The sequence below is a fragment of the Rufibacter sp. XAAS-G3-1 genome, assembly GCF_013623775.1.
Taxonomy (GTDB): Bacteria; Bacteroidota; Bacteroidia; order Cytophagales; family Hymenobacteraceae; genus Nibribacter.
The window spans coordinates 1-13182 of record NZ_JABFAM010000030.1 but is presented as its reverse complement, the minus strand read 5'-3'; the positions used below and the strand labels follow the sequence as shown (position 1 = coordinate 13182).

8 protein-coding genes are annotated in these 13182 nt (G+C 49.9%); 6 read left to right on the top strand and 2 right to left on the bottom strand.

Annotated features, from left to right (window positions below; all coding sequences use genetic code 11):
- Nucleotides 1-420: 420 nt before the first annotated feature.
- On the bottom strand, nucleotides 421-3618 hold the full coding sequence (locus HHO50_RS20720; RefSeq protein ID WP_181309059.1) for a hypothetical protein: 3198 nt from the start codon (nucleotides 3616-3618) through the stop codon (nucleotides 421-423).
- Complete coding sequence (locus tag HHO50_RS20715) at nucleotides 3615-4691, bottom strand: FAD-binding oxidoreductase (RefSeq protein WP_181309058.1); 1077 nt, start codon at nucleotides 4689-4691, stop codon at nucleotides 3615-3617. Before HHO50_RS20715 ends, HHO50_RS20720 begins: the two co-directional genes overlap by 4 nt.
- A 65-nt stretch (nucleotides 4692-4756) precedes the next feature.
- On the opposite strand from HHO50_RS20715, the gene HHO50_RS20710 reads away from it, so the two are divergent.
- From HHO50_RS20710 to HHO50_RS20685, 6 genes are all read left to right on the top strand, one after another.
- Nucleotides 4757-5407, top strand: a complete 651-nt coding sequence (locus HHO50_RS20710; protein ID WP_181309057.1) for an MBL fold metallo-hydrolase — start codon at nucleotides 4757-4759, stop codon at nucleotides 5405-5407.
- A 39-nt stretch (nucleotides 5408-5446) separates the two neighbouring features.
- The gene (gene pssA, locus HHO50_RS20705) at nucleotides 5447-6151 is read left to right on the top strand and encodes a CDP-diacylglycerol--serine O-phosphatidyltransferase (RefSeq protein WP_181309056.1); all 705 of its coding nucleotides are present in this window, start codon (nucleotides 5447-5449) and stop codon (nucleotides 6149-6151) included.
- Entirely contained in the window at nucleotides 6148-6399 is a 252-nt protein-coding gene (gene purS, locus HHO50_RS20700) for a phosphoribosylformylglycinamidine synthase subunit PurS (RefSeq protein ID WP_062543786.1), read from the top strand. Before pssA ends, purS begins: the two co-directional genes overlap by 4 nt.
- Before the next feature lie 90 nt (nucleotides 6400-6489).
- Nucleotides 6490-10350, top strand: a complete 3861-nt coding sequence (gene porU, locus HHO50_RS20695) for a type IX secretion system sortase PorU (protein WP_181309055.1) — start codon at nucleotides 6490-6492, stop codon at nucleotides 10348-10350.
- 29 nt (nucleotides 10351-10379) lie between these two features.
- Nucleotides 10380-11540: a type IX secretion system outer membrane channel protein PorV gene (gene porV, locus HHO50_RS20690; protein ID WP_181309054.1), complete on the top strand. Its 1161-nt coding sequence runs from the start codon at nucleotides 10380-10382 to the stop codon at nucleotides 11538-11540.
- 3 nt (nucleotides 11541-11543) lie between these two features.
- On the top strand, nucleotides 11544-12827 hold the full coding sequence (locus tag HHO50_RS20685; protein WP_181309053.1) for a pitrilysin family protein: 1284 nt from the start codon (nucleotides 11544-11546) through the stop codon (nucleotides 12825-12827).
- Nucleotides 12828-13182 lie beyond the last annotated feature (355 nt).

The window sequence follows — 13182 nt, the reverse complement described above, 5'->3', positions numbered from 1 at the left end:
CTCTAGAACGATGTGCCTGTAAACGGGTCTTGTAAAAACATCTATCCAGTCTACCACTGTTAAGGTTAGGTAGTATAGGTAGCTTTCATGGATTTTGTTTTTCAAGCCCATTAACATTAAGAGGAAATACGGTTTATTGCAATGCCTGTTTAGGGAGTATTTCTGCTGTTTCTACTGTTTTTGCTTTTCGGGAGTTCTACTCCCGAACCTGCCTGCTGCGGAGTTCTTACTCCGCCGTGAACCACGGGCAGGTGTTGCAGAAGAAGGGGAGTGGAACTCCCCAGCAGGTTGCTTCCGGAGTGGAACTCCGAAAGAGCAACACAACATAGAACCCCGAAAGAGCATCAAAAGGAATAGTTGCTAACCCTAAAGCCTCTTTCAATTCCCGAGTTCACGTTAGTTACCAATAGAGGCAACTGGTTAGAAATCATAGCCCATGGAAAAGTAGAACTTAGGCCCTTCCCGGATCAGGTTTCTTTCTCCCCAAGCCATGTCAAACCGGCCGTACACGCCCAGCAAGGTAGTTCGCGCCCCGAAACCATAGCCATACATGAACGGGTTTCTAAAGTTGCGGACAATCACCTCAAACGGAGGCCTTGGTACCGGCTGGGTGTTTACCGAGTTGTCATCGCTGAACGGGTTCCCGCTGTTGTAGGCGGTTCCGGCGTCAAAGAAACTTACCAGCTGTAAGTTTCGGAAGAAGCCAGAGTTGATGGGCCCTTCAAACAGATACTGGAAGAGCGGCAACCGCAGTTCTGTGTTCCAAAGCACGTAGCGGCTGCCGTTGCGGGCCCCGTAGTTGAAGCCCCGCATGGGGGTAGCGAAGTCAAGATAGAAAAAGTCTGCCGGATCAGTGATATTGACCGTGTCTTCAGAGGCGTTGATCCAGTTGTCTACCCCACCCAACAAGTACTTTTTGGGGTCTTGCCCAAAGGAATGGCCGTAGCTTAACCGGTTAGCCCACACAAACTCACGGTGTATTTTCTGGTAATGCCGTAGGTCTACATAGAACTTCCCAAACCCGATCTCTTTGTTTCCTATGCCGTACATGCGGGTGATGCCTACTTTCATGCGGGTACCTTCGCGCATGTTCATGCCCGTTACCACCGAGTTGTCATACACCAATTCACCGCCTACACCCACAAAATCCATCACCATGTCTGGTTCAGAGAAGTTCTCAATCACGGTGTACCTAATGTTGGAGTAGCGAGGCAGGAATTTCACACTTAGCGCATTGGTCAACGGATAGCTGAGGGCGGGCAAGATTTCATGTTTGTGCAAGCGTCTTATAAAGGCTCCGTTGGCCTGGTACACGCTTTGCTTCTGATACCCCACCCGGTAATCGTAACGGTTCTTGAGGTTGGAGTACTCGGCGTAAAAGTTGGTGGTCTGGAGGTCTGTGAGCGCAAAGACCCCGCCCCTAATGCGGTAATCCTCAAACAGATCGGCCATGCCCACTTCCATCACAAACCCGAAGCCCAGCAGCGGGTCTGCATGGATAGAGGTCACCAGGTTGTTTACCCCGAAACGCAGATCATACGGTTTGGGGTAATTTAACACCAGCGAATCTGGCGTGCCCATGGCCATGATGGTTCTGGGCTTGGCAGCCACTCTTGGTTTCACCGGCGCTGCGGTGCTGTCTAGGGCAGTACTATCTATGACACCACTCGCCAACTGGCTTTCCCGTACTGCCGCCAATGAGTCTGCCGTTGCTTTGGCCGCTAAAGCCGCCGCCACCCGCGCATTCTCTTGCTGAATACGGCGCTGCAGATGTCCTTCCAGTACTTCCTGGCGCCTGGTTTTAAAGCCGGTCTGCGCTACGGCCGTGAGGGCTGAATTAGGGTAATGGTACAGAAATTCCTTCGCCCGGTCATTGGCCACAAACGTGAGGTTACCGGTGCGTACGTTATAATCATAGGTTTTGATGTTCTGCCGGAAAGCGGAGACGCGCTCTACGGTGCCGGTCTTAATGTTATGGCGGTAAAGCGACCTGATACCGGTTTCCTCGCCCAAATACATGATTTCGTCTTCAGACAATCCAATAGGCATCACTTCATTAGACGGCGTATAGGTCAGTTGCCAGAAGCGGCTTTGGGTATTGTTAGGGTCAAACAGGTAAATATCAAAGTTATTGGCGACCGCATTGAACTTGCCCCGGCTAGACTGAAGTGAATCTGCAAAGCGGTTAGAACTGAAGACAATGCGGTTACTGGTGCCCGGTAAAAAGGACGGCTCCAGGTCATCAAACACGTCATTGGTTAACTGCCGAACTAACCGGCCGCCGCGGTACAGGTATAAATCACTCTGCCCGTTTTTCACGGCACTCAGCACCATGAATTGCCCGTCTTCAGAGAAATCAACTCCTGCTACCTGGCTGTAGGCATTCAAAGGGAGCACGTTGTTTGTTTTCCCTAACAGATTCTTCACCGTGGCCACGCCCGGAATGTACCGTTGGCCTGCATCCTGTAATTTGAGTTGCAGTTTCCCGCGCCGCACATCAGAAATACCCAGTTGGGATTCTGACCGCCAGGATAACAACGGCACCGTATGGTCTACCTCTTGGTTAGGCATTTTAAATCCACCCCGGTACACAATCCTTTGGCCTTTGGAGGCTAGATTCCGAACGTGTACTTTGTACGCCCCCCGGTCATAGGTAACGTAGGCCAGTTTCTGCCCGCTGGGGCTCAAGGCTGGCTCTGAGTACAGGGCATTGCGGGCATTAGATTTCTTGATTTTGTTGTCTTTGCTGGGCGAAGGCAGGGTTCCTTCGGCAAAGGTGTTCATTTGGGTGTAGTAGGCAAACCAATCGCGCATGAACCGCTTGTAGGGCATGTTGAGGCTGCTGGCAATGCCTATTTCAATGTCACGGGTAATGCGCGTCAGGTTGAGGATGTTCTGGATGGCGGCGGTGCCGTGGCGTTCGGCGATGTAGTTCCAGATGGCTTGGCCGGTCATGCGCTGGTTACGGGCAAACAAAGGATCTGAACGTCTACCACCCGTTTTCTGGATCATGTCACGCATGTAGTCATCCATCTCCACGCTCCAGCCTTCGGCCAGGTACGCGGCCGCGCCAGACACAAACCACTCGGGTAACCGCAGCAGGTAATTGCTTTGGATCACTTCCTTCAGGCTACCGCCGTACATCATGTCTGAGAGCAGCAATTCAGAAATGCGGTACGTCATCTGGCGCTTCAACTCGGTCTGGGAACCTTCAAAGGCCACTTCAATCTTGCTTTTCACAAACAGGGCATCATTGCCGCCTTTGTACGGATCATCAATCAGCCCGATGTTGCTCTGCTTCATGTCTGACACAGAGTTGTACATGATAATGGTGATTTTGGAATAAGGATAGTAGCCAATGAGGGCTGTGATGCGCTTCAGCTCGCGCTCGGCGTGCTCGGCAGCGTTGCGGGCCAGCTCACGGCCGTCCTGCGAGAAGTAGATGTTGAAGTTCTGGGTGCTGTAGTACTGCCAGTTGAAGCGCTTGTACTGGATGCGGTTCTGCCCGAAGTCATCTGGGGCAGTGGCCTGGCCGTACGTGAACGCGGGCGCTCCTACGCAGAGGAGCAACACAAATAACCGGCAAACCTGTAAGAAGCGAGTAGAGAGTTGACTCATGTGTTAGACGTTGATGCTAAATATAACGATAAATACCGGGCAATAGACACCTCAGGCCACAGGGGCGTTTGCTGTTCCAGCGCAGCGAGAAACTGCTGCGCCAGCAAGGGCGCCATCAAGACCCCTTTAGAACCCATGCCGTTGAAAATCCCTACCTGCGGGGCCTCCGGATGCAGCCCAATCAGCGGTTTCCTATCCCGCACGGCGGGCCTGGTTCCTACATACTGCTTTTCCACGGTAAACGGTTTTTTGAGAATGTCCTGCGCTTTGGCGGTAAGCTCTTCTTTGGCGTCTGCGCTAAGCTCTTCCTCCAGATTGCGCCAGTTGTAGGTAGCGCCCACCCGGTAGCGGTGTTGCCCTAAAGGCACAACGTAAACGGCTTTATTATAGATATATGAAGCGGCAAAATCGGGCACATTTATGTCTAAAATTTCGCCTTTGTTCAAAGAAAAGGGCAACCAACTGAAAAACGGATTCCGGGCCCCACCGGCTCCCTCGCAGAAAATGATTCTCTTCGCCTGAACATCGCCGTAGCGAACGCCGTCTGGCAGCAGTTGAAGCTGCGTAAAGTCAATGGCCTCCGGCCGAAATCTCTCGCGGTTTCTGAGGTCTTTTTCCCGAATGTCCAGGAAAGTACGCAGCGCCACGTAACCGCCCTGCTGAATAAGCAAACCGCCCAATTCCTGATGCACGTCTTCGGAGGGAGGCAGTTGCAGGTGCGTGGTTTCAATGTAACCCTCCCAGGCGGCATCGGTGCTTTTGCCCATCCAGTTGTTCTGCTCCTCGGGCGTGGAGAAGAGTTTGAGAATGGGTTTGCGGTGGAACAACTCGGTCTGGTAACGCTCTTCCATTTCCTGGTAAAAGGCGGCGGCGGCGGGCAGAAACGCGTCTACCTGCCAGCTTTTGGCGAACCGCTTTCCGGCCACGGGGTTAATGAGGCCTGCCGCTACCCGTGACGCCGAGTTCGCTTTGGGCGCATCAAAAACCAGTACCGTTTTACCGGCTTTTTCCAGAAAACAGGTCAAAATCGCGCCGGCCAAACCGTGCCCTACTACCAGATAATCATAAATCATGGTACAAGGTACGGCATGTGCCGCTGAAATCTGTAACTTAGAGCCTGCAAAATAAGATGTGTTCCATGGCTGCCACTGGTCTGCAAGTAAAATTCTTTACGTTCAATCCGTTCTCAGAAAATACCTACGTGCTGTATGACGCTACCAAAGAATGCGTCATCATTGACCCCGGCTGCGCCGATAAACAAGAGCAGCAGGAGTTAACGAACTTCATTCAGGCGGAAGGTCTGAAAGTAGTACGGCTCCTGAACACCCACTGCCACATTGACCACGTGCTGGGAAATAAGTTCGTAGCCGATACCTACGGCGTGCCGTTGGAAATCCACGAAGAAGATTTAGCCGTGCTACGCGCGGTGCCTACGTACTCAGCGGCCTATGGCTTTCCGCAGTACCAGGAGATTTTACCGGAGAAATTCCTGAAAGAGGGCGAAAACGTACGCTTCGGGGAGACCGAACTGGCAGTATTGTTCACGCCCGGCCACGCGCCCGGCCACGTGGTGTTCTACCACCCCGCCAGCAAAAACCTGATTGGCGGCGATGTGTTGTTCCACCGCAGCATTGGCCGCACTGACTTGCCGGGCGGCGATTTCAACACGCTTATTCAAAGCATCCGCACCAAATTATTCACGCTCCCCAGTGACGTGACCGTATATCCTGGCCATGGCCCCTCTACTACCATTGGGGAAGAAAAAGCCAGTAATCCGTTTTTGAGCTAATTTTGCCAAAACAGGCTCAGAACCGACTTTTCTAACACTATGAAGAAACACATTCCTAATTTTATCACCTGCCTTAACTTATTGTGTGGTTGCCTTGCCCTGGCGGCTGTTTTTGCGCAGGACTTAACGGCGGCGGCAGCCTGGGTAGTGGCCGCGGCCACCTTAGACTTTATGGACGGCATGGTGGCCCGCGTGCTCAACACGTATTCTGAGATAGGCAAACAACTGGATTCTCTGGCCGATATGGTCTCTTTTGGCGTGGTGCCCGGCGCGGCCATGGTGCAAATGCTGGCCCAGGCCATTGAAACCGGCGGCTATGACCTACCCGCTTTTCTGCCGTATGCCGGCTTCCTGATCACCATTTTCTCCTGCATCAGATTGGCCAAATTCAACATAGACACGCGTCAGGTTTCCTCGTTCATTGGTGTGCCCACGCCGGCCTGTACCTTGTTCATCATGTCGTTGCCGCTTATTATGGTGTATGACAATTTTGGGTTAACGCCCCTTATTATGAACCCGTATGTGCTGCTGGGAATAACAGTTCTGTTTTCTTATCTATTGATAGCGGAACTTCCGCTGATTGCCCTCAAGTTCAAAGGCGGCTCCTGGAAAGGCAACGAGGTACGGTATATTTTCGTGGGACTTTCTTTTCTTTTCCTGGCAATCCTTAACTTTACTGCCGTTCCGTTGAACATGGCCATGTACATTATCTTATCCTTTTTCCATAAATCTTCTTCCCTATGAAATTCACCGCCGAAATAGACATCATGCCCCACACAGAATTGTTAGACCCCCAAGGAAAGGCCGTGATGTTGGGTTTGGAACATTTGGGGCTGGAGCAGGTTTCTGATGTAAGAATCGGGAAACACATTCGTTTACAGCTAGAGGCAGAAAACGAAACCGCTGCCGCCCAGAAAGTGGAAGAGGCTTGTAAGAAATTGCTGGCCAACATGATTATGGAGTCATTCTCTTACCGTCTCACCGCCAACTAAGTAACATTCAGTTAGGTTTTTCACGCTGTTTTGGGCGTTGAACCTATTGAGAGAGGGACTGTGTTGCGGAGTAACCCTTTACCCGCGAACATGCATGCTGTAAGGAAGTTTCTTTTGGCCGCTGGCTTCTGGATTACTGCCGTTTCGGCCTGGGCTCAGCACCAGGCCGAAACACGCAGTGTCTCCTGGCGTACCATTCCGGCCAATTCTTCTCCGGCAGTAACTCCGGCTCCGGCCATTCCCCCGTTTGAGGAAGCGGCTTTTGTGGGCCGCGAAGAGATTCCCTACTACCTGCTCTCCCTCCCTAACGCAGCGGTCACTTCCTTTGAGTTTACCAACCTGGAGTTTAGTCCGCTTACCGAGGCAGAAATGCGCTCTTTTCCCAAAAAGAGCCTTAAAACGGAACTGCAACCGGTTATCAGCGTGGGTACGGCTAACCGGGTTCCCCATTCCGTGGTCGCGTTCCAGCCCTTCCGCCTGAACCCGCAGACGGGCGCCGTGGAGAAATTGCTTTCCTTCAGTTTTCGCTCTGTTTCTGGAAATAACCTCAGAAAAGCAACTGGTGCAGATGCGGTTCGCCGGGCGTATGCCAGCCGCTCGGTCTTGGCTTCTGGGGAGTGGTTGAAGATTGGGGTTCTGGCCTCGGGCATGTACAAGGTAGACAGAGTTGCCCTTCAGGCGATGGGCGTGAACCTGCAAAACCTGAACCCGCGCAATCTGCGGCTGTTTGGAAACGGCGGCGGAATGCTGCCGCAAGCCAATTCTGCGTCTCGCCCTGATGATTTAATAGAGAACGCCATCTGGGTAGAGGGGGAGCAGGACGGCTCCTTTAACGCGAACGATTACCTGCTGTTCTACGGTCAGGGGCCTCATACCTGGTCAGAGAATCTGGTTACGGGTCAATCGCCCTTCCGCCATACCTTAAATCTATACAGTGACACTACCTATTACTATTTGAATGTAGGTTCGTCTGCCGGGTTGAGGATAAATCAGCAAGCTTCCCTTTCAGGGGCATTTCCGGTTGTGACCTCTTATGATGAGCGCTGGTTTCACGAGGTAGACCTCCGCAACATGGTCAACTCCGGCCGCGAATGGTACGGCGAGGAGTTCACGTCCTTCGCGCCGCAGCAGACTTTCTCTGTTCCGGCTGCTGATTTGGTTCCCAACAGTACCGTTTGGTTTACGTCGGCGGTAATGGCCAACTCCCCGGAAAACAGCTCGTTTTCGGTAAAACTGAACGGAAACGCAGTAGGCACCCACTCCGTTTCGGGCAGAGGCTCGTACAATTACCATCCCGAGGGCGTAAACCATGTGCTTCATTTCTCGCCTTCGCTCAGTGCGCTCACCTACACCAATGACCTGAACGTTTCCTATACCTACCAACCCGGCAACAGCTCTTCGGCCGCCGGATTTCTCAATTACTTCACGCTTTCCGCGCAACGGCAACTTAAACTCTACGGAAACCAGACCAGTTTCCGGTCATTGGCCAGTAAGCAAAATGCTGTGACTACTTTTCAGATTGGCGGCATGACTACTTCTGAGGGGCAGGTTTGGGAGGTAACCGACCCGTTGAAGCCGGTCAGGCAAGTAACTTCCATTGCCAATGGCGTGGCTAGCTTTTCGGCGAGCAGCCGGCAGTTGCGCGAGTATGTTGTTTTCCAGGGCTCCTCTTTCCCCGCGCCCACGTTTATAGGAAAAGTGGCGAACCAGAATCTGCACAGCCTTAACTTAGACGGAAAGCTGGACATGGTCATCATTAGCCCGGCTATCTTTTCGGCGCAGGCCCAGCGTTTGGCGGCTCACCGGCGCACGCGTTCGGGCTTACAGGTAGAGGTTGTTGCCTTAGCCGCCATCTACGAAGAGTTTTCGTCGGGCAAACAGGACATCACCGCTATTAGGGATTTTCTGAAGATGCTGTATGCCCGCAGCGCCAAACAGGGAGATGACCTGCTTCAGGTGGCCTTGCTGGGTGATGCCTCTTTTGACCCGAAAAACAGAATCCCGCAAAACACCAATTTCATCCCTATTTACCAATCCCGTCAGTCTTTAGACCCGGTGCTTTCTTACTCCTCAGACGACTACATCGGGTTTCTGGATGACGAAGAAGGGGAATGGTCTGAAGTTGATTTCTCGCTGGCTCACCGCTTAGACGTTGGAATTGGCAGGCTACCCGTGAAAACGCCTGCTGAGGCAGATCTGATCATTGATAAACTCATCAGGTATGAAAGTGATCAAACGTTGGGCAACTGGCGCAAACGACTTATTTTCTTAGCCGATGACGGTGATTCCAATGAGCACCTGAATGACGCCGATTACCTGGCGGAGTTGGTAGAGCGTAATCACGCGGACTACTTGCCCCAAAAGATTTACCTGGATTTGTACCCCCAGATTTCTGTGCCTAACGGGCAGCGCTCGCCAGAAACAAACCAAGCCCTGCGCGAAGCCATTGAGAAAGGTGCCTTGGTCACCAACTACACGGGCCACGGCAATGCGCTGAGCTTAGCCGATGAACAGATTCTCACCATTAATGAAATACAGAGCTGGAAAAACGCCAACAAACTCACGTTCTTTCTAACCGCCACTTGTGAGATTGGCCGGTATGATGACCCAAGGCGTACCTCAGGCGCTGAAACAGCTTTGTTCCACCCAGACGGAGGTGCCATCGGGCTTTTGACCACCACCCGGCCGGTCTATTCAGACGGAAACCGGGCTTTAAACACCAATTTCTTCAACTTTCTGTTTCAGCCGCTGGCCAACGGCACCATGCCTACGTTGGGAGCACTCACCAATAAAACCAAAAATGCGAGTTTGTTTGGGGTGAACAACCGGAACTTCGCCTTAGTAGGTGATCCGGCTATGCGTCTGGCGTACCCTAATCTGGAGGTTGTACTCTCTAAACTGAACGGCAAACCATTCTCTGCTGCTACGGCAGACACGCTAAAGGCACTTTCCAAAGTTCAGCTACAAGGCTTTGTTCAAAACAGCCAACAACAGATAGCCACTGACTTCCAGGGCCAAATTCATATCACCGTGTATGACAAACGGGCTACGCTTATCACCCTAGGTGACCAGAACGCCAAACGCCAAGTTCAGAACCGGAGCAATGTCCTGTATGATGGTTTAGCAACCGTAAAGAGCGGCGTGTTTGAGGTCTCTTTGGTAATTCCCAAAGATATCAATTACCAGATTGGCGATGGAAGTATTCATTTGTATGCCTCTTCTTCTGCCCAGGATGGTCATGGCGCCAGCACAGTACCTGTGGGAGGAGCAAACACAGATGTGGCTGCTGACAATACTCCCCCTCAGTTAGAGCTTTACCTAAACGATGCGTCTTTTGTCTCTGGAGGTACCATTGGTACGAAGGCTACGCTGCTGGCCCATCTATTTGATGAGAATGGCATCAATACCGCCGGGGCCGGAATTGGGCATGAAATAACGGCTATTCTGGATGAGAAATCTTCTGCACCAATCCTCTTGAATGAGTTTTACACCGCCGATGTAGATTCTTACCAATCAGGTAAAATCCGGTATTCTCTACAGAACGTAGGTGTAGGGCCTCACACTCTTTCTCTGAAAGCCTGGGATACGCATAACAACTCCAGTACCACCAAGATTGAGTTTATTGTCGCTTCTTCTGAGAAACTGGCCTTAGACCATGTGTACAATATCCCGAACCCATTCCTGAACAAAACCACTTTCCACTTTGATCATAACCGACCGGGACAGGAACTGGATATACTAATTCAGGTATTTACCGTATCAGGAAAACTGGTTAAGTCCCTCCATGGCTACGGCGATGGAAGTACCCATTTCTCTAACCTTTCCTGGGATGGTAGAGACGACTATAATGATGTTTTAGCCAAAGGCGTATACATATATAAAGTAAATGTACGTTCTCGTCAGGATGGTGCTAGTACATCTCGCTACGAAAAGCTAGTTTTACTTAAATAATATCAGATACTACAATCTCTATATACCGCATGAACTGCAATTTCTTCAGATCTACGATCTTAGTTCTTTTTCTAGTTTCCTTGGCTAGTATCTCTGTTAAAGCGCAAAATTCTATTGGCCAGAATCAAGATTATCGACCAATCACTACTGCTGTTCCAGTCCTCTTAGTATCTCCAGATGCACGCTCAGCTGGCATGGGAGACGCAGGAGTTGCGACTTCGCCTGATGTAAACGCTCCTTACTGGAATCCGGCAAAACTTGGTTTTATTGAATCTGACCTCGAGGTGTCATTATCTTATACACCTTGGCTTAGGAATATAGTAAATGACATGAGCTTGGTCTACCTTTCTGGTCAAAAGAAATTAACACCTAATTCTTCAATTGCACTGTCATTGCTATATTTTGATTTAGGTGAGATAGTTTTTTCCCAAACCGGGAATGATTTTCAGCCCTTCAACCCAAAAGAATACGCCGTTTCTCTTTCTTATGGACAAAAGTTAAGTGAGAACTTAAGCTTGGGAATAGGTGCCCGCTTTATCAGATCAAATTTGGCAGGAAATACTAATGTTGTAAATGCAACAGGTAACTTTGAGTCTGCTCCTGGTAACACTGCTTCGGTTGATTTAGGAATTTATTACACGAAAGATCTTGCCTTGGGAGGCAAAAACTATAACCTGGCCCTAGGTGGCAATATTTCTAACGTAGGGGGCAAGATCTCTTATACTACTGCCGGCAGAAAGGACTTCTTACCAACTAACCTAAGATTAGGTACTGCCTTTACGATGGAGCTTGATCCTTACAATAAGATCACGTTAGCGGTAGATGGCAATAAACTGCTGGTTCCTTACGCCCAATCAGATGATCCTGCGGCTAATGACGACACCAATGTTTTCTCTGGGATTGTTAAATCCTTTACGGATGCCCCCGAGGGCGGAAGTGAGGAATTGAAAGAAATCACGGTATCTACTGGTTTAGAGTACTGGTATGACAATATGTTCGCGGCTCGGGCAGGCTACTTTTATGAAAACGAGCTCAAAGGAGGCCGTCAGTACTTCACTATGGGGCTTGGTATCCGCTATCAGAAATTTGGCTTTGACGGTGCCTACATGATCCCGAATGAGCAGAACAATCCTTTAGCCCAAACCTTCCGTTTCACGCTTCATTTTAGACTAGACGAAGCCGAACAATAATATATGCTTCTTAACCGTACCATCCCCCCTGCCATTGCAGAACTTTCTTCAGATTTATCTATTACTCCCGAAGTAATAAAAACTCCTTCAGGAGCCCGTCTTCATATCTTTGAGAACAATATTCAACCTGTCATACGGGTTGAATTTGTTTTTAAGGCCGGTAAATGGTTTCAAACCAAGCCCGGTGTAGCTTCGCTTACCGCTAAAATGCTGAAGGAAGGAACCCTTGAACATGATGCAAAAAAGATAGCAGACACGGTAGATTACTATGGTGCCTCGCTGGAAGTGAACCATGGCTTTGACAGATCTACCGTTACATTATACTGCTTATCTAAATTCCTTCCCTCTCTGCTCCCGCTTGTCTTTGAAATCATTCAGCGCCCATCTTTCCCAGAGAATGAATTCAAACTGATGAAGCAACGAGTGATCCAGACGTTAGCCGTAGACAAACAAAAGAACAGCTATCTGGCTACTGAGGCATTTACATCAGCTGTCTATGGCAAAGACCATCCGTATGTCTCCTCCATCTCAGAAGAGGAGATTGCAGCGTTAACTATTAATGATCTGATCAGCTTCCATAGAGAGGCCTACACTTTCTCTGCCGCAGAAGTATTTATCACAGGTAATATCACAAAGGCGGGGATAGACGCCATCTTATCTGACCTAACAGATGATGCAGATAATGTGGTGAGTACTTCACCCCGACTAGATTATTTGCCTCAAACGGGTTTATTCTTACAGCAGACGGCCAATCAGATGCAAGCATCCATTAGGGTTGGTTGTTCAACTATAACACCCTCTCATCAAGATTACCCTGGCTTATACCTGCTCAACCATATACTTGGTGGCTATTTTGGATCCAGGTTAATGAAGAATATCCGAGAGGATAAAGGGTTCACTTACGGTATCTACTCTGCTATATCCAATAAAGAGAATAGCTCCTTGTTCTTTATTGGAGCTGATATAAAAGGAGATAAGATCCATGAAACGCTTGCGGAAATTTCGAAAGAGCTCTATTTACTCAAGCAGGAAGAAGTATCTGAAGAGGAGTTTGTGACAGCAAAAAAACACCTCGCAGGTAAATTTCTGTCAGATCATGCTACTCTGTTCGATAAAATGGATAAGTATAAATCTAATGTTCTATTAGGCTTACCCATCAACTTCTATTCACAGCTACTTGAGTCAATACAAGCTTTGTCGCCAAAAGAATTGATAAATGTAGCCAATAAACATTTACAAGAAGGTAGCCTCTTGAAAATAGTCACTGGTGGTAGTAAGAAACTCTAGTTTAGATTCCCAGTATTAAGAAGAAGGCTCATTAACTAAGTTAATGAGCCTTCTTCTTTTTTTACTATATCTAAAAGATCACGGAGTCCACGATGTGGACTCCACTTACCGAAAGTTGTCTAAGAAGGAAAAGACAATTTCCGCCACTATGTTGATGCTAAAGTGAATAGAGAACAGGCAGTTTAGAGCTTTCCCTGAAAGAGTTCCGGCCCGTTTCCACAGCGGCAGGCCCACAGCCAGCGGGGTGGGGCTTCCGGGGGGTGGGCGTAAAGGGGCCGGCCCCGCCTCCTTGTCAGGGGCGGGGCCGGCTTGCTGGGGGTTGGCGGCTACCTACTCTCCCGCGTGTGACCGCAGT

Coding starts and splice junctions, on each gene's coding strand:
- HHO50_RS20720 (WP_181309059.1), bottom strand. CDS start 3,618: ATGAGTCAACTCTCTACTCGCTTCTTACAGGTTTGCCGGTTATTTGTG.
- HHO50_RS20715 (WP_181309058.1), bottom strand. CDS start 4,691: ATGATTTATGATTATCTGGTAGTAGGGCACGGTTTGGCCGGCGCGATT.
- HHO50_RS20710 (WP_181309057.1), top strand. CDS start 4,757: ATGGCTGCCACTGGTCTGCAAGTAAAATTCTTTACGTTCAATCCGTTC.
- pssA (WP_181309056.1), top strand. CDS start 5,447: ATGAAGAAACACATTCCTAATTTTATCACCTGCCTTAACTTATTGTGT.
- purS (WP_062543786.1), top strand. CDS start 6,148: ATGAAATTCACCGCCGAAATAGACATCATGCCCCACACAGAATTGTTA.
- porU (WP_181309055.1), top strand. CDS start 6,490: ATGCATGCTGTAAGGAAGTTTCTTTTGGCCGCTGGCTTCTGGATTACT.
- porV (WP_181309054.1), top strand. CDS start 10,380: ATGAACTGCAATTTCTTCAGATCTACGATCTTAGTTCTTTTTCTAGTT.
- HHO50_RS20685 (WP_181309053.1), top strand. CDS start 11,544: ATGCTTCTTAACCGTACCATCCCCCCTGCCATTGCAGAACTTTCTTCA.